General features: G+C 78.7%; 14 protein-coding genes. 6 read left to right on the top strand and 8 right to left on the bottom strand.

The genetic code is table 11. The features are described 5' to 3' along the window. The 5 genes from ACRYR8_RS14190 to ACRYR8_RS14170 form a co-directional block, all read right to left on the bottom strand. The coding region (locus ACRYR8_RS14190; protein WP_432485193.1) for a glycosyltransferase family 2 protein at positions 1–1,175 on the bottom strand (1,175 nt) is incomplete at its 3' end. Continuing rightward, complete coding sequence (locus tag ACRYR8_RS14185) at positions 1,172–1,945, bottom strand: carotenoid biosynthesis protein (protein ID WP_432485192.1); 774 nt, start codon at positions 1,943–1,945, stop codon at positions 1,172–1,174. The genes ACRYR8_RS14185 and ACRYR8_RS14190, both read right to left, overlap by 4 nt. 80 nt (positions 1,946–2,025) lie before the next feature. Continuing rightward, entirely contained in the window at positions 2,026–2,745 is a 720-nt protein-coding gene (locus tag ACRYR8_RS14180) for a monooxygenase (protein WP_432485191.1), read from the bottom strand. 10 nt (positions 2,746–2,755) lie between these two features. Continuing rightward, positions 2,756–3,739, bottom strand: coding sequence for an alpha/beta fold hydrolase (locus tag ACRYR8_RS14175; protein ID WP_432485190.1), 984 nt, complete (start codon positions 3,737–3,739; stop codon positions 2,756–2,758). After that, complete coding sequence (locus ACRYR8_RS14170; protein WP_432485189.1) at positions 3,736–4,341, bottom strand: aminoacyl-tRNA deacylase; 606 nt, start codon at positions 4,339–4,341, stop codon at positions 3,736–3,738. Before ACRYR8_RS14170 ends, ACRYR8_RS14175 begins: the two co-directional genes overlap by 4 nt. Before the next feature lie 330 nt (positions 4,342–4,671). On the opposite strand from ACRYR8_RS14170, the gene ACRYR8_RS14165 reads away from it, so the two are divergent. The 6 genes from ACRYR8_RS14165 to ACRYR8_RS14140 all read left to right on the top strand — a co-directional run bounded on the left by ACRYR8_RS14165 (position 4,672) and on the right by ACRYR8_RS14140 (position 12,001). Beyond that, positions 4,672–5,082: a DUF6504 family protein gene (locus ACRYR8_RS14165; RefSeq protein ID WP_432485188.1), complete on the top strand. Its 411-nt coding sequence runs from the start codon at positions 4,672–4,674 to the stop codon at positions 5,080–5,082. 31 nt (positions 5,083–5,113) lie between these two features. Next, positions 5,114–5,572 (top strand): SAV_6107 family HEPN domain-containing protein, encoded by a 459-nt coding sequence (locus ACRYR8_RS14160; protein WP_432485187.1) that lies wholly within the window; start codon positions 5,114–5,116, stop codon positions 5,570–5,572. Positions 5,573–5,656: 84 nt separating this feature from the next. Beyond that, positions 5,657–9,367, top strand: a complete 3,711-nt coding sequence (locus tag ACRYR8_RS14155; protein WP_432485185.1) for a DNA polymerase III subunit alpha — start codon at positions 5,657–5,659, stop codon at positions 9,365–9,367. Between the two features lie 85 nt (positions 9,368–9,452). Further along, positions 9,453–10,199, top strand: coding sequence for a methyltransferase domain-containing protein (locus ACRYR8_RS14150; protein WP_432485184.1), 747 nt, complete (start codon positions 9,453–9,455; stop codon positions 10,197–10,199). Between the two features lie 33 nt (positions 10,200–10,232). After that, positions 10,233–11,537, top strand: a complete 1,305-nt coding sequence (locus ACRYR8_RS14145; RefSeq protein ID WP_432485183.1) for a DNA polymerase Y family protein — start codon at positions 10,233–10,235, stop codon at positions 11,535–11,537. Between the two features lie 68 nt (positions 11,538–11,605). Then, positions 11,606–12,001, top strand: a complete 396-nt coding sequence (locus ACRYR8_RS14140; RefSeq protein ID WP_432485182.1) for an SCO2097 family morphological protein — start codon at positions 11,606–11,608, stop codon at positions 11,999–12,001. Between the two features lie 111 nt (positions 12,002–12,112). Here ACRYR8_RS14140 and ACRYR8_RS14135 read toward each other — a convergent pair whose 3' ends face one another. The 3 genes from ACRYR8_RS14135 to ACRYR8_RS14125 are packed head-to-tail and all read right to left on the bottom strand — an operon-like array spanning position 12,113 to position 16,736. Then, positions 12,113–14,473, bottom strand: a complete 2,361-nt coding sequence (locus ACRYR8_RS14135; protein ID WP_432485181.1) for a transglutaminase TgpA family protein — start codon at positions 14,471–14,473, stop codon at positions 12,113–12,115. Then, positions 14,470–15,786 (bottom strand): DUF58 domain-containing protein, encoded by a 1,317-nt coding sequence (locus ACRYR8_RS14130; RefSeq protein WP_432485180.1) that lies wholly within the window; start codon positions 15,784–15,786, stop codon positions 14,470–14,472. Before ACRYR8_RS14130 ends, ACRYR8_RS14135 begins: the two co-directional genes overlap by 4 nt. After that, on the bottom strand, positions 15,783–16,736 hold the full coding sequence (locus tag ACRYR8_RS14125; protein WP_432485196.1) for an AAA family ATPase: 954 nt from the start codon (positions 16,734–16,736) through the stop codon (positions 15,783–15,785). Before ACRYR8_RS14125 ends, ACRYR8_RS14130 begins: the two co-directional genes overlap by 4 nt. Positions 16,737–16,827 lie beyond the last annotated feature (91 nt).

The following is a 16,827-nucleotide window of genomic DNA, read 5'->3' as shown; positions in this document are numbered from 1 at the left end:
CCCCCCCCCCCCCCCCCCCCCCCCCCCCCCCCCCCCCCCCCCCCCCCCCCCCCCCCCCCCCCCCCCCCCCCCCCCCCCCCCCCCCCCCCCCCCCGCCGCCCCCGGGAGTCCGCCAGCAGGCCGACCAGCAGCGCCACCGACACCGGGTGCGCCAGCGAGTCCGGCAGCGAGCGGCCCCCCGTGCGCTCGGCGGCGACGTAGCGGCCCACCACGGCCGCCGCGTAGCCGACCGCGCCCGCGCGCGAGCCCGCCAGTGCGGCCAGCGGCGGCAGCACGTACGTCACCACCAGCCCGGCGGCCACCGCGACCGCCGCCGGTGCCGGGCCGAACGCCGACCACAGCGACTTGGCGTACCCCTCCCGCAGCGCCGGCCAGTCCTCGTACATGCGGCAGGTGGCCAGCTCGGTCCCGTCGGCCACCCCGCCGCGCCCACCGGCGGCCTTGACCGCGCGCAGCAGCGCGATGTCGTCCAGCACCTCCCCGCGCACCGCCGCGTGCCCACCGGCGCGCCGGTAGACGGCTGCGTCCACCACGAGGAACTGCCCGTTCGCCGCCGCCAGCGAGGGACGGGGGGAGACCTCCGCGGCGCGCAGCGGCAGCGTCGTCAGCCACGACCACTGCAGCAGCGGCTGCACCAGCCGCTCGCTCCAGGTGAGCGCCAGCTGCCGCGGGTACGGGCACACCAGGTCCAGGCCGGTGCCGCGCAGCAGCTCCACCCCCGCGGCCAGGGCGTGCGGGGCGAGCACGACGTCCGCGTCGACGAACACCAGCACCTCACCGGTGGCGGCCTCCGCGAGCGCCGCGCAGGCGTGCGGCTTGCCCAGCCAGCCCGGCGGCGGTCCGTCCCCGCGCAGCAGCCGCACCCGGCCGTCGCCCGCGGCGACGCCCGACACCACCTCGGCGGTGCGGTCGGTGGAGGCGTCGTCGTGCACGAGGACCTCCAGGTCGGCCACGCCCACCTGGTCCAGCAGCGCCGACAGGCAGGTGCGCACCCGCCCCTCCTCGTCGCGCGCGGGCACCAGGACGCTGACCCGGCCGGCGACGGCCGGCGGCTCCAGCGACGGGGTGCGCAGCGAGCGCGCGTTGAGCAGCGAGTGGGCGGTGAGGGCGGTGGCGGCGGCCGACCCCGCCCACGTCAGCGCCCGCAGCGCCGCCCGCACGGGCCCGCGGCTCACGCCCGCCGCCGCAGCGAGCGCAGGTACGGGCCCACCGTCAGGCCCATCGCGGCCCCGCCCCACGCCGCGGCCGCGGGGCGCCGGAAGAAGACGGCGTTGCCCAGCGCGGACCCCAGCCAGGTCCAGCCCAGCAGCCAGCCGGGCACCGCCTGCGGAACCGGTGCGCCGCGCTCCTCGGGCACCAGGGCGTGCAGGGCCGCGCAGATGGCGGTGGCGGTCAGCAGCCAGCCGGCGTAGTTGCTCACCGGGATGCCCGGCAGGCCCGGCAGGTGCGGGTGCGGCGCCTCGAAGCTCCAGTGCCCGGCGGCCGTCATCTGCGGGTCCAGGAAGAGGTCCCAGCTCGCCAGGGTCCACGCCGCCGCGGCCACGACGGCCGCGTGGTGCCCCCGGCCGCGCGGCGCCAGCCGACGGCCCAGCTGCACCGAGGGCCAGGCGACCATCGTCCACGCGAGCGGCACCACCACCGGCACGTCCAGCACCTGCGGTCCCAGCGTCCCCGCGTAGCGGTAGCGGCCGAACGGGCGGCCGGTGCGGGTGCCCACCGCCTCGGCCACCAGGCCCAGCCCCCCGGCCACCGCCAGCGCCGCCGTGCCGCCGCGCACGCCCCCGCGGCGGGTCGCGTCGGCCACGGCCGCCGCGCAGAACGCGCCCACCGATCCGATGGTGGTGCGCCGCAGCGCCTCGCCGCGCAGCAGCGGGTGAGCGACCTGCGTCAGGACCGCCGCGGCGGTCAGGGCCCCGGTGATCACCGGTCCGAGTCTGCTGGGCACCGCGCCACTCTAGGGACGGGCGCGGACACCGCCTCCCGCGGGAGGTCGTCGCTCAGCCGCCTGAGCCGCCCCCCGCCGGTTCAGGGGGTCCGCCCGTCCAGCGTCCCCTTCACCGAGCGCACGGCGAAGCGGGCGAACAGCTCCTCGGCGTACCAGCCCTCCACCGGCGTGCGGTCCGCGACGTCGACGTGAGCGGCGCGCCGGTGCGCGAACTCCCGCAGCGCGTCCGTGGACTCCCACAGCGAGAAGGTGCCCTGGAACCCCAGCGGTGCCTCGCCCACGCCCAGCGCGCAGCGCAGCCCCGGCACCCGGTGCAGTTCCGCCGACACCGGCGGCACCGAGCGCCAGAAGGACGCCGCCCGCAGCGGCCGCAGCCGGGCCCGGGTGATCGAGGCCACCGGACCCTCGTGCCCGCGGGCGGCGCGCGCGTCCGCCGGGCCGAACGGCTCGCGCCCGCCCCAGCGGCCCCGGCTGGTCAGCGGCACCATCCCCACCCGCAGCCGCTCGCGCGACAGCCGCCGCCACGCCCGCACCGTCGTCGAGGACTCGAAGGCCGCCGCGTCCGCCGCCGAGGCCCACGCCACCAGCACCGCCCAGCGCAGCGGGTCCGCGTCGCGCGTGGTGAACGTGCGCCCGTTCCCGGTGCCCAGCAGCTTCGCGAAGCGCACCCCGGGGGTGCGGGCCAGCGCCGGGCGGTCCAGGGCCATCCGGGCCAGCGCGCCCGGCACGGCGCGGGGCGCCACGCCCCACACGTCCAGGGTCACCAGGGCGGGGGCGTCCGCGGCGGGGGGGACGGGCACCCGCGCGACGCTACGCGGGCCCCGCGCCGCCGCGCCCACCGGTCCTCCCGCCGGTCCTCCCGGCGTCGTGCCCGGCGTCCTGCCCGGCGTCCTGCCCGGTGTCGTGCTGCGCACCCCGCTCGGCGTCCCGCACGTGCTGGCGCACCAGCTCGACGACGTCGGCGGGCCGGTCCCAGGCGGGCACGTGCCCGCAGCGCTCCCACTCCAGCCACCGCGCGTGCGGTGGCGCGCTGGAGCGCAGCAGGTGCGTGGCGGGCAGGACCCGGTCGCGCCGCCCGGCCACCACCGCGACGGGCACCCGCACGTCGGCCCCGCGGGTGAAGGCGCCCGCGGCCAGCCCGGCGTCCGCCGCCGCGTAGCCCGCCGCGGAGGCCACCGAGAGCACCGCCTCGCGCGCCAGCGCCGCGGGCAGGGCGCGCGGTGCCGCGCTGGTGGCCGCGAACGCCAGGGTGCGGCCCCAGCGGGTGGGCAGCGGGTCGAACGGAAGCCGCGGCGCGGCGCCGGCGTACCAGCGGGCGAAGCGCTGACCGGTGGGCAGCAGCGGCGGGCGGCGGCGAGGGCTGGCCCACAGCCCCGCGGGTGCCAGGGCGACCACGCTGGCGACCGCCGGGCCCTGCGGACCCGTCCCCGCGTCGGGGTCGCCCGCGCCGTCGGCGGCGGCGGCCTCCAGGCACACCCAGCCGCCCAGGGAGTGGCCCACCAGGTGCACCGCCCGCCCCTCGACGGCCCGCAGCCGCGCCGCCGCGCGCCGCAGCCGCCGGCCCAGCGCGGCGGCGCGCATGGCGCCGGGCCCCTCGTCCGGCGCGGGCGGCGGGCTGTCCCCGTGCCCGGGCAGGTCCACCAGCAGCAGGCGGTGGTCGCGGGCCAGGGCGGGTGCCACCAGCGACCAGGTGCTCGCCGCACCCCCCAGTCCGTGCACCAGCAGCACGCGGGGCGCGTCCGCGCCGGCGCTGGTCACCTCCCGGACCGCCAGGCCCTCCAGCAGCGTGCTCAACCGGTCTCGACCGGGTGCGCCCCCGCCAGCCTCAGCAGCTCGTCGTAGCGGGTGGGGAACACCGCGCGCGGGTGCCCGGCCGGCACCCACACCACCGGGTGCACGGCCAGCGTCACGTCCACGTAGGTCGGCAGCGGATCGGCCAGCCCCACCGGGGAGGTCGACCCCAGCACCGAGCCGGTGCGCCGCACCGTCTCGGCCTCGAGGACCTCCTCGAGGTGCGGCACACCCAGCACCGCTGCGAGCGACGGGGGGAAGAGCTCGTGGGCGCCGGAGGCCAGCACGAGGACGAGCCGGTCCCCGGGCGCGCGCAGCAGGGTGCTGCGCACGACGGCGGCGGCCGGGACGCCGAGGTGGTGGGCCACGTCCGCCGCCGTGCGGGGGCCCGGCGGCAGCAGCACCACCTGCCCGCCGGCGTCCAGCTCGGCCAGCGCGCGGGCGGTGGCGGCCACGGCCGGGTGCACGTCGGCGGGGTGCGCGGGCGCGGCGGCCGTGGTGGAGGGGGCCGGTGGGGGCGGCTGCGGCGGTGCGGGCTCCTGCTGCGGGGGCGCGACGAGGAGATCGCCCGCGGCGGGGGCGCGACCGGCGGTCGTCCACCTCATGCACCACCACGGTAGGCGCGGCGCGCCCCGCCGTCGCGTCGAACGCACGGGGTGCCGGGACCCGCTGCGGCGCAGCGCGGGGAACACAGCCCGCTGCCCCCCGCGGTCCCTGTGGACGGCGCTCGGTCCGTTGACGCCGGGGGCAGCGGGTGGTGTAGCTTCGAAGAGCGTTCGAACCGGTGTTCGAACGCCGTGGCCGCTCGGCGGCGCGGTCCGGGGGGAGGGGAAGCCCCGCGGCCCGCGCCCCGGGCGCGCTGCGAGAGCCGCTTCCCCCGGCTCGCCCGCCGCGGCAGGCCCGCGGCGCCGGCTGGAGCGGAGGGGGAGACAGCGGTGCGACGGTTCTCGGACGAGGTGCACGTGCGGTGCGGTGTCCTGGGGGGAGCGCCGGGGGCCCCGGTGCAGTTCGTCTGGCGCAGCAGGCTCTACCTCGTGCACCACGTGCTGGGCCGCTGGCGCGAGCGCAGCGCGTGGTGGGAGCAGCCCGCGGTGGCCGCCCTCCACGGCGGGGCGGTGGCCGGCGGGGAGCGCGCAGCCGGCTCGCGCACGGTGCTGGCGCTGGGCGACCTGGAGCGCGAGGTGTTCCGCGTGGAGGCCGCCGTCGGCCGCGCCCGCACGGGCGTCTACGACCTGGCGCACCCCGTGCAGGCAGGCACTGCCGCTTCCGGTGCGGAGGTGGTGTCGGAGGCGGCTGGTAGTCAAGAGGGTGACGGCGCGTGGCGACTGCTGCGTGTCAGCGACTGACGTCCGGACGCCACCGGAGAGGTGAACCGCGATGACCACCCCGAGGGCCTCTTCCCCCGGCGGCCTCCCCGAGGTTACCGCCGACCGCCCCCGACCCCTGACCACCGCCGCGCTGGACCTGCTCGAGCGGTGCGAGACCGAGCTGCGTGCGGCGGCCGCCGCGCCCGAGCCGGATGAGCGCTACGTGCACGCCCACCTGTCCGCCCTGCGTGCCGGTGCCGCGCTCGTCGCCGTGCACGGCCGGCCCACCGCCCCGCGCCGCAGCCAGCCGCGCAGCGTGTGGGAGATGCTGCCCCGCCTCGACCCGGACCTGGAGGTCTGGTCGCGCCGGTTCGCCTCGACCGCACCCGTGCGGGCCCGCGTGGAGGCCGGTCGCACCGGTGTCGTCGACACCGCGGCGGCCGACGCGCTGCTGGCCGACGCGGTGGCCTTCCACCGCGTCGTGGAAGCCCGGCTCGGGCTCAGCCGACTGCACCCGCTGGCCAGCTGACCCGCTCCTGACCCCACCCCCACCCCCACCCCCACCGCCGCTCCGTCCTTCCCCGCGGGCGCACCACCCGCCGGAGGACGACCCGTGCCCGCCACCGCACCCGCGACCCCCTTCACCCACCTGCACGTCGCCTCCGGCTTCTCGCTGCGCCACGGCGTGTCGACCCCGGCCGACCTCGTCACCCGCGCGGCCGACCTGGGGATGGCTTCTCTCGCCCTCACCGACCGCGACGGCCTGTACGGCGCCGTGAAGTTCGTGCGGGCCTGCACCGCGGCCGGGTTGGCACCCGTCCTCGGCGTCGACCTCGCCACCACCCCCACCGGCCTGCTCGCAGGCCTGCCCCCCTGGGCCGACCCCTCCACCGCCGCCCGGCGGGGCCCGGCGCGCGGCGGGACCGCCGTCGACCCGGGGCTGCCGCGTGCCACCGTGCTCGCGCTCGGGGCCGGCGCGGGGGTGGGCGCCGGGGACGGCTGGGCCGCGCTGTGCGGCCTGGTCAGCGCCACCCACCTCGCCGGCCGGCGGGGACGGCCCGTCAGCAGCCTGCCGCTCGTCTCCCGGCACGCCACCACCGCCGGGGGGGCGGCCGCGCTCGCGGTGCTGCTCGGGCCCGCCTCCGAGGTCGGCCGGGCGGTGCTGGCCCACCGCGACGACGTGGCCCGCGCGGTGCTGCGCCGCTGGCGCGAGGTGCTGCCGGAGGGCTGCCTGCACGTGGAGGTGGTCTACCACCACGGCCCGCCCGGCACCGCGGGCAGCCTCGAGCACGCCGCCCGCCTCCTGGCGCTGGCCCGCGCGGAGGGCCTGCCGGCCGTGCTGACCGCGGCGGTGCGCCACGCCACCCCGGACGGGGCCGTCACGGCCGACCTGCTCGACGCGGTGCGCCGCCTGGTCCCGCTCGGCACCCGGCACCTGGACCGCGCCACCGCCCAGGGTCACCTGGTCGACGGTGAGGGCATGGCCCGCACCGCGGCCCAGGTGGCGCACGCGCTCGCCGGCGGCCGCGACGGCACGCGGCTGGCGCGCGAGCTGCTCACCGCCACCGCGCGGCTGGCCGGGCGGGCCCGCCTCGAGGCCGTCGCCGACCTCGGGACCGGCACCCACCACCTGCCCGACCGCGCCGCGCTCCGGCTGCCGGCCGACGCCGCCCTCGACGGCGTCCTGCGGGCGCGGTGCGAGGCGGGGGTGGGTCGCTGCTACCCGGGCGCCGGCGAGCGGCGGCTGGCCGCGGTGCGCCGGCGCCTGGAGGAGGAGCTGCGGATCGTCGCCCAGGTGGGGTTCGCGAGCTACTTCCTCACCGTCGCCGACGTCTGCGAGCTGACCCGCGGGCTCGGCGTGCGCGTCGCCGCCCGCGGCTCGGGCGCCGGCAGCCTCGTCAACCACCTGCTGGGGATCTCCGGCGTCGACCCCCTCGAGCACGGCCTGCTCGTGGAGCGGTTCCTCAACCCCCGCCGCGGCCAGCTGCCCGACATCGACCTCGACGTGGAGTCCGCCCGCCGCGAGGAGGTCTACCGGGCGGTCCTGGACCGCTTCGGCGGTGAGCGCGTCACCTGCCTGTCGATGGTGGGCACCCACCGCGCGCGGCACGCCGTGCGCGCCGTCGGCGCGGCGCTGGGCCTGCCGCCCGCCGAGGTCGACGCCATCGCCACCGCCTTCCCGCACGTGCGGGCCCGCGACGCCCGCGCCGCCGCCGCCGCCGCACTGCCGGAGCTGCGCCGGCTCGGTCTGGGCGCCGAGCGCACGGGCCCCTTCCTCGACCTCGTCGAGCGCCTGGACGGCCTGCCCCGGCAGGTGTCGCTGCACCCGTGCGCCGTGGTCCTCTCCGGTCCGGGCCTGCTGCGGCGCACTCCCGTGGAGACCAGTGCGAGGGGCTTCCCGATGAGCCACTTCGACAAGGACGACGCCGAGGACCTGGGCCTGCTCAAGCTCGACGTGCTGGGGATCCGCCTGCAGTCGGCGATGGCCCACGCCGTGCGGGAGGTGGCCCGCGTCGAGGGCACGCCGATCGACCTGGACGACCGCGCGCAGGTCCCCCTGGACGACCCCGCGACGTTCCGGCTCGTGCGCTCCACCCGCACCCTGGGCTGCTTCCAGATCGAGTCCCCCGGGCAGCGCGAGCTCATCGGCAGGTTCGCACCGGAGACGTTCGCCGACCTGGTCGTCGACATCTCCCTGTTCCGCCCCGGGCCGGTGCAGTCGGACATGGTCACCCCGTTCCTGCGGGCGCGACAGGGGTGGTCGTCCCCGGACGTGCTGGACGAGCGGTTGCGCCCGTTCCTGGCCGAGACGCACGGGGTCGTGGTGTTCCACGAGCAGGTCATCGAGGTCCTGCGCGCGACCACGGGCCACGACCGCGCCCTGGCCGACGAGCACCGGCGCCGGCTGGGCACCCGGCAGGGGCAGGAGGAGCTCGAGCCGCTGTTCCGCGAGCGCGCGCTGGCGCGCGGGTACCCACCGGCGACGGTGGAGCGGATCTGGGAGGTGCTGCGGGCGTTCGGGTCGTTCGGGTTCTGCAAGGCCCACGCGGCCGCGTTCGCGCTGCCCACCTACCAGTCGGCGTGGCTGAAGACCCACCACCCCGCGGCGTTCTTCGCCGGGGTCCTCACCCACGACCCGGGCATGTACCCCAAGCGCCTGCTGCTGGCCGACGCCCGCACCCTGGGCGTCGAGGTGCTGGGCCTGGACGTCAACGCCTCCGGCGACACCTACCGCGTCGAGCGGGTCCCCGGCCCGGTGGCCCGCCGCGACCCCGCCGGGCTGGGGGCCGGGGTGGCCGACGGCACCGGGTACGGCATCCGGCTGTCCCTGGCCGACGTGAAGGGGGCCTCCGCCGACGAGGTCGCCCGGATCGTCGCCGGGCAGCCCTACCGCTCGCTGGCCGATCTCTGGCACCGGGCCCGCCCCTCGCGCCCGCTGGCCGAGCGGCTCGTGCTCGCCGGTGCCCTGGACGCCCTGCACGGCACCGGCGCCACCACCGGTCCCGCCCGCCGGGGCCGCGCCACGCGGCGCGACCTGCTGCTGCAGGTCGCAGAGCTGGAGCGCTCCGCGCGTCCGACGCGCGCGGGGAGCGGACCCGGCGGCCCCGTCGGCGCGGTCCAGCTGGCCCTGGACCTGGGGGACGCCCCGGAGGGCGCCGCCCGGGCCGGGCTTCCCGAGGTCAGCGGTGCCGAACGGGTGCGCGCGGAGCTGGAGGTGCTGGGCCTGGACGCCAGCGCGCACGTCGTCGGCTCCTACGCCCCGCTGCTGCGGGTCCTGGGCGTCACCCCGGCCCGCGACCTGCTGGGCCGGCGCAACGGCTCCGAGCTGCTCGTCGCGGGGGTGAAGGTGGCCACCCAGACGCCACCGGTGCGCTCGGGGCGGCGGGTGGTGTTCCTGACCGTCGACGACCCCACCGGGCCGGCCGACGCGGCCTTCTTCGAGGACGCGCTGGAACTCTGGGCGACGACGGTCTTCTCCTCGTGGCTGCTGCTGGTGCGCGGGGTGCTGCGCCGGACCGGGCCGCGCGGGGTGTCGCTGCGCGCCACCGGTGCGTGGGAGCTGACCGGTCTGTGGAACGCCTGGCGGCGGGAGGGGGAGGCGGCGCTGCGACCGTTGCCGGAGCCCGCACCCCCGTCCACCGGGCCCACCGAGCCCACCGGGGCCGCGTCGCCGCGGGTCCTGGTGCACCCCACCGGCTTCCGGCAGTCCCCGTACGCCGACCTGCGCCCCGCCGGGCCGGACGTGCGCGGCACCCGCTCGGCCGCTCGCACCGCCGGTCCCCGGCGCGCCGGCCCGGGTGTCCCGGGTGGCCCGGGGTGGTGAGCCGCGCCGCGCCGCGGGTGGCGCCGCGGGCCGCAGCGGTCCGGTGTCTAGGGTGGGGCCCGTCCGCGAGCACCGGGAGGAACACGTGGCGAAGGAACGGGGCCGCCCCCGCACGTCGACGGTCCTCTGGGACGGCGTGCAGCGCCTGCTCCGCGGCGAAGAGGGCGGCGACGCGGCCGGCGCCCCGCGGTCGGTGGTCGACCTCGGAGGCGGCACCGGTGGGCTGGCCGTGCGGGTCGCTGCGCTCGGCCACGAGGTCGTGGTCGTCGACCCGTCCCCGGACGCCCTGGCGGCGCTGGAGCGGCGCACCGCCGAGGCGGGCCTGGCCGGCCGGGTGCGCGCCGTCCAGGGCGACGCGACCGAGCTGGCCGACCTGCTGCCGGCCGGCAGCGCGGACGTCCTGCTGTGCCACGGCGTGCTGGAGGTCGTCGACGACCCCGCTGCCGCGCTGCGCGCAGCGCACGCGACCCTGCGCCCCGGCGGGCGGCTCAGCCTGCTGGTCGCGCAGTGGCCGGCCACGGTGCTGGCGCGGGTCCTGGCCGGACAGCTGCCCCAGGCGCTGCACGCCCTGTCCGGCACCGGGCACCGCTGGAGCGGCACGGACCCGCTGCGCCGCCGCTTCGACCTCGCCTCGGCCACCGGGCTGGCCGAAGCGGCCGGTTTCACCGTCACCGACGTCGAGGGCACCCGCACCTTCAGCGAGCTGGTGCCCGCCGCCTGCACGGAGTCCGAGGAGGACGCCGCGCTGCTGCGCGAGCTCGAGGCGCGCGCGGCGCGTTCGCCGGAGCTGCTGGCGCTGGCAGGGCACCTGCACCTGCACGCCCGCCGCTGAGGCACCCTCCCGGCCCCGCGCCGGGGGGAGCGGGTGACCCCGGTCCCCGTGCCGGGGCCGGAGGAGGCCGGGTGCACGGTGCTGCACGTCGCGGTGGACGACTTCCACGTGTCCGTGCAGCTGCTGCGCCGCCCCGACCTGCTCGGCAGACCCGTCGCCGTCGCCGGTGGCCGTGGGGTGGTGCTGTGCGCCACGCCGCAGGCGCGCCGGCAGGGGGTGCGTCCCGGTGCGCCGCTGAGCCGGGCCCGGCGGCTGTGCCCGTCGCTCACCGTGCTGACCGCCGACGAGGACGAGGCCGCCCGGGCCTGGGCGGGGGTCCTGGAGGTGCTGCGCTGCCTGACCCCCGTCGTGGAGCCGTCGACCCAGGGGTCGGCCTTCCTCGACGTCTCGGGCTCCGGGCGCCGGCTGGGGGGCCCGGCCGGCGCCGGGCGCCTCCTGCGCGACCTGGTGGCCGACGAACAGGGCCTGACGTGCTCGGTGGGGGGTGGTTCGAGCAAGGTCGTCGCCGCGCTGGCGTCCGCGGCGGCCGCCCCCGACGGCCTCCTCCTCGTCGGGCCCGCCCGGACCGTGGAGTTCCTGCACGCCCTGCCGGCCGGTGCGCTGCCGGGGGTGGGCCCTCGCACCGGCCGGGTGCTGGAGCTGATGGGACTGCGCACGGTGGCGGACCTCGCCCACGCGCCGCTGGCCACCCTGGTCCGGGCGCTGGGGGAGGGCACCGGCCGACGGCTGCACGCCCTGGCGTGGGGCCGGGACGACCGCCCGGTGCTGCCCGCCGCCGCGAGCGGTCCCGGTGCCGGGCGCAGCTTCGCCCGAGACGTCGACGACCCCCGCCTGGTGCACCGCGAGCTGCTGCGGCTGGCGACGCGCACGGCGGCCCGGGCCCGGGCCGCCGGCGTGGCCGGGCGGACCGTCGTGCTGCGGCTCCGCTTCGCCGACGACGGCACGCTGACGCGCTCGCGCACGCTGCCCGAACGCACCGACGTCACCCGGCTCGTGCACGCCGCGGCCCGCGACCTCTTCGACGGCCTGGGCCTGCAGCGGGCACGGCTGCGAGGCGTGTCGCTGCGCCTGGAGGGGCTGGGGCCCGCCGCCGGCCGCCCGCACCAGCTCCAGCTGGGGGAGCGGGCTCGCGGCTGGCCCGAGGCGGACGGCGCGGTGGACCGCGCCGGGGCCCGCTTCGGCTCCGGCAGTGTGAGACCTGCCACGTTGCTGGAGCCGTCCGGCGGCGACGCGCCGGTGCGCGGAACTCCACCCGGGCACCCGGGCGTTGGAGCCGGGGAGGACTGGAGCCCGCCGCGTGCGCTACCCGGTGGCTCCGAGTGGTGGACCATGTGCTAACCCGAGTTTCGTCTCCCGCCCGCGGGACCTATCCTTGCCAGACAACGTGCGCACGCCAGGAGGTACAGGTGCCGCTCTCGGAACATGAGCAGCGTCTGCTCGAGCAGATGGAACGTGCGCTGTCCGCGGACGATCCCAAGTTCGCCAACGCCATGCGGGGGTCCCGCCACGGCCGAGCCGCCCGCCGGCGCCTCGTCATCGGCATCGCAGCCGTCGTGGCCGGTCTCGTGCTCCTCGTCGTCGGGGCCAGCACGAGCCAGATCTGGCTGGGAGCAGGCGGCTTCATCGTCATGCTCGCCGGCGCGATCTGGGCCTTCTCGCCGGCTCGGGGGGCGGGGGCTCGCACCGACGGGCAGCCCGGGGTCGCCACGCCCCGGCCACCCAGGCCGGGTCGGACCCGTCGCAGCGGCTCCTTCATGCACCGGATGGAGCAGCGCTGGGACCGCCGTCGCGGCCAGTGGTGAGCGTTCCGGCCTCCTGAGCGGCCGGGTCCCGCGCCTGCTCGGCACGACGGACGGGTCCGCACGTCCCAGGGGCGTGCGGACCCGTCCGTGGTTCCGTCGCCGACCTTGCCGTCAGTCGCGCTCCCACCAGGCCAGGACCGCCCGCACACCGGCGCCGGGGAACCACCGTGCGCGCCAGCGCACCGGTCGCGGCCGGCTCGAGGCGACCGCCTCCACCACCTCGTCCACCTGGGCGCGCACCACGCGCTGCTGACGGTCGCCGGCGGCCGGAACCCGTTCCAGGACCGCTGCCGCGCCGCGTCCGCGCGCGCGGCTCGCGGGCGGCGCCGCGGCACCCGCGCCGCCGCCGAAACGGGTCGCCTCCACCGCCCGGCGCAGCGACGTCAGCTGCTCGGCGGCCCCGGCGGGCAGGTCGACGGCGGCCTCGACCAGCGCGGCGCAGCGGCGGGGCGTCGCAGAGGCGGGCCAGTGCAGCCCCAGGTCGCCCAGGCGGTCCTCCAGGTCGGCCCAGGCCGCCTCGACCGAGGACGGCCCGTCGTGGACGCCCGCCCAGCGGCGCCGGCCCAGCACGGTGGCCGTGACCAGCGGCGTCAGCAGCACCAGCAGCACCAGGACGCCGCCGGCGATCCAGCCCCACGGCAGGGCGGCCACGCGCTGCCAGCCGGTCAGCGGACCCTGTGCGCCGGGCTGCGCGGCACCGGCGGTGGCCGTGCTGGTGGTCGCGCTGGGCGCAGCCTGCGCCGGGCCGGACGCGGCCGGTGCGGCGGCGCTCGGCACCGCTGCGGGAGCCTGCACGCTGGGCACCGAGTAGGCGGGCGACTGCCCCGTGCGGGTCGCGGGGGTGGGCTCGAACCGCACCCACCCCACGCCCTCGAAGTACAGCTCGGGCCAGGCGTGGGCGTCCTGGGCGCTGATCCGCCAGCGCCCGGAGGCGGTCTCCTCCCCGGGCAGGAAGCCGATCGCCACCCGGGCCGGGACGCCCAGGGTGCGGGCCATGACGGCCATCGCGGAGGCGAACTGCACGCAGAAGCCGGACTTGTCCTGCAGGAAGGCGGCCACGGCGTCGGAGCCGCCGTCGTTGGGCGCGGTGGTGGAGTAGGTGAAGCCTCCCGTGGAGCGGAAGTACCGCTGCAGCGCCGCTGCCTGCTCGTAGGCGCTGGAGGCTCCGGCCGTCACCTCCAGCGCGGTGTCGCGCACGGACTGCGGCAGGGAGTCGGGCAGGGCGGTGTAGCGCTCGCGCACGTCGTCGGGGGCCTGACCGGCGCCGCGCAGCTGCTCCTCCACCGGACTCACCTCCAGGTGCTGCACCGTGTAGTCGCGCCCGCGGGTGGTCTCCCCGTCCCCGACGACGTTCAGCGTGCCCTGCTCGTAGAGCCACTCGCCGGCGATCTCGACCTGCAGCGCCGGGTAGGGCAGGGGCAGGTACGTCTGGTCCAGGCCGCGCACGGCGATCGCCGTGCGGTGCACCTCGGACTGCGCCCGCACCTCCTCGGACAGGCCGGGCGGCTGGCTCAGCCCGTCCTGCACGCGCTGGCTGCGGGAGATGTCCGCCCCCGTGCTGGGGGCCCACGTCTCCCCGTCGAACACGTCGGCGGTGACGATCCGCAGCGGGGCGGGGTCGTCCTGGTCGGTCTGGTAGGTCAGGATCGTGGCGTCCGAGCGCGCCCCCAGGCTCGCCTTGAGGTTGAGGATGGGGTTGATCACGGCGATGGTGTCGCCCGTCCCCGTGTCGAGGGTCAGGGCGCGCTCGTCCAAGTCGGGCACGACGGCGGGCACCGCCAGCGCCAGCGCCAGCGAGCTCGCGGCCACCGCACCGGCTGTCGTGCCCGTGCGGGTCCCCGCGGGGCGCCGCCGCGCCGCGCCCGGGCGGCCGCCGCTCGGGCGCCGTCGTGCCGGGGAGGGCCAGCGCGGGTCGGGGCGGCCGGTGGCCAGCAGCACCAGGTACGGCACGGCGGTGGCCACGAGCGTCAGCGCGCTCGAGCCGCCGGGCGCCAGGGCCAGCGCCACGCCAAGGGCGGCGGCCAGCGGCACGCCCGCCAGCGCCGGGCGGCGCAGGGTCACGGCGAGCACGTCGACGGCCAGGGCGAGCAGACCGGCCCCGCCCACCATCAGCAGGCGCAGGCCCCGCAGGTCCGCGGCGGGCACGCTGTAGCGCTGCACGACCTGGACGCCGTCGCCGAGCAGCTGCGCGAAGCGGGCCGGGGTGGCCGGTGTGGGCAGGACGCCCAGGACGGTGGTGGCGCCGCCGAACAGGGCGGTCAGCGCCAGCACCAGCGCCAGCACCTGCAGCACGACCGCAGCGCCGCGGCGGTGCAGCAGGGCACGCGCCAGCAGGCCGGTGCCGGTGACGGTGAGCACGACCCCGAGGGCGCCCACGAGCCATCCGGAGGTGACGACGAGGGGACGCAGGGAGAGCACGGCTGCCGCGGAGGCGAGTCCTGCCCAGCAGGCGGTGCGGGCGCTGCGCGTCACGGTGGTCCTCCGGTGCCGGTGGTCGAGGTGGCTGCCGCGGGTGGGGCGGGCGCTCCGCGGGCGGCGCTCGCCCAAGTCTGCGCCACGCTCGTGGCGGGGGTGGCCACGGCGGTGCGCCACCCCGCCCGGGCCAGCACCAGGTGCGCCCGCCGCGACCCCGCCTCGACCTCGGGCGCCTCCCCGCCCTGGCCGGCGTCCCACAGCCGCGTGCGCTGCAGCAGCGCCAGGGCGGGGGTGCCGGGCGGTCGGGCGCTGGCCAGCGGCTGGACGTCGGCCTCGTCGACCTCGCCGAGGAACGCCACGAGCAGCGTGGACTCCGTCCGTCCGAGGGCGGCCAGGGACCGGGCCAGCCCGTCGTCGGGCCCGGGGCGCAGCCGCGCCAGGGACTGCAGCAGGGAGCGCACCGCCGAGCCCTCGTCGGTGCCCCGCACCTGCTCCAGCAGGCCCCCGTGCAGCAGCCGCACCCGGTGGCCGCGGCCGTGCAGGTGCACGGCGACGGAGGCGGCGGCGCTGACGGCCCACTCCAGCGAGGACGCCGCGCCGCGGCCGTGGTGGGCGCCGGCGCGGTCGTCCAGGAGCAGCACGACGTCGGGGCGCCCGGGGTGCTCGTCGGAGCGCACCATGACCTCCCCGCGGCGCGCGGTGGAGCGCCAGTGCACCCGCCGCAGGTCGTCGCCGACCCGGTAGGCGCGGATGGAGGCGTCCTCGGGGGAGGTGGTGGCCGCACCGGCGGACGTGCCGCGCGCACCGCCCGGTTCACCCAGGGGGACGTCGGCCAGGCGGTGGACCCGCGGCAGCACGTCGAGCGTGGTCGCCGGACCGGTGGTGCGCGAGGCGACGACCAGGCCGAACGGGTCGCGCGCCCGCACGGTGACCGGGCCGAGGCGGTAGCTGCCGCGCACGTCGGACCTCACCGTGTGGTCGAGGTCGAGGCTCTCCCCGTCGGCCAGTCGCGGCACGGCGATGCGGGCGGTGCCGCCCAGGGCCAGCGGGACGGCGTCCTCGAGCACGACCCGCCCCGCCGGTCGGCCGCGCCCCAGCACCGTGAGGCGCACGGTGCTGGGAGCGCCCGCCTCGGCCATGCCCGACCCCGACCTCGACGTGAGGTCGAGGCTCCGGGCGGAGCGGTGGGCGACCAGCGCGGCCAGCACCGAAAGGGTGGTCAGCAGCACCCCCACGCGCAGCAGGTCCCGCTGCCCCAGTGCCGGAGCGGCGCCCGCGGCCACCAGCCCGGTCAGCAGCAGGGCCCAGCCGCGCGCCGTGGGCCGGAGCTCCGGGGTCCCGCCCGCCCGGGAGCGCCGGGGGCGGTTCACCGCGGTGAGGGCAGCGACGTCGTGCGGAGCACGTCCAAGACCACGTCGGCCCCCTCGCGCCCCGACAGCTGGGCGTCCGCGGTCAGCAGCAGGCGGTGCGCCAGCACGGGCACGGCGAGGACCTGGACGTCGTCGGGCAGCACGTGGTCCCGGCCCTCCATCGCCGCGTGCGCCCGAGCGGTGCGCAGCAGGTGCAGGGCGGCGCGCGGTGAGGCGCCCAGGCGCAGGTCGGGGTGGGCGCGGGTGCGGCGCACGAGGTCCACGACGTACTGCTTGAGCGCGTCGGCGGCGTGGACGCCGCGCACGGCGGCCGTCAGCCGGCGGACCTCCTGCACGTCCACCACGGGGGTCAGCTCGTCCAGCGGCTCGGTGCCGCCGTGCTCGGAGAGCATCGCCAGCTCCGCCGCCGCGGAGGGGTAGCCCATGGAGACGCGCGCGGTGAAGCGGTCGCGCTGGGCCTCGGGCAGCGGGTACGTGCCGTCCATCTCCACCGGGTTCTGGGTGGCGAAGACGACGAAGGGCCGCTCCAGGGGCCAGGTGGTCCCGTCGACGGTCACCTGCCCCTCCTCCATGCACTCCAGCAGGGCGGACTGGGTCTTGGGGGAGGCGCGGTTGATCTCGTCGCCGATGACGACGTTGGCGAACACCGCGCCGGGGCGGAACTCGAACGCGCCGCGCTCCTGGTTCCACACGCTGGACCCGGTGACGTCGCTGGGCAGCAGGTCGGGGGTGAACTGGATCCGGCGGACCGTGCCGTCGATGGCGCGGGCGAGGGTCTTGGCCAGCATGGTCTTGCCCACGCCGGGCACGTCCTCCACCAGCAGGTGCCCGCCGCTGAAGAGGACGGTCAGCGCCAGCCGCACCGTCTCGTCCTTGCCCTGGATGACGCGGTCCACGGTGCGGGCGAGGCCGTCGGCCGTGGCGGCCAGCTGCTCCAGCGCGTCGGGCATGTCGTCGGGCTGCCCCGCCAGCGGGTCCCCGGCGTGGTTGCCGGCGGGTGCGCTCGTGGTCGTCACGTGGCCTCGTCTCCTCCTGGGGCGC

Source organism: Kineococcus esterisolvens, assembly GCF_050871405.1.
Taxonomy (GTDB): domain Bacteria; phylum Actinomycetota; class Actinomycetes; order Actinomycetales; family Kineococcaceae; genus Kineococcus.
Note: the sequence above shows the minus strand (reverse complement) of the source record. Positions and strands in the feature narration are given on the sequence as shown.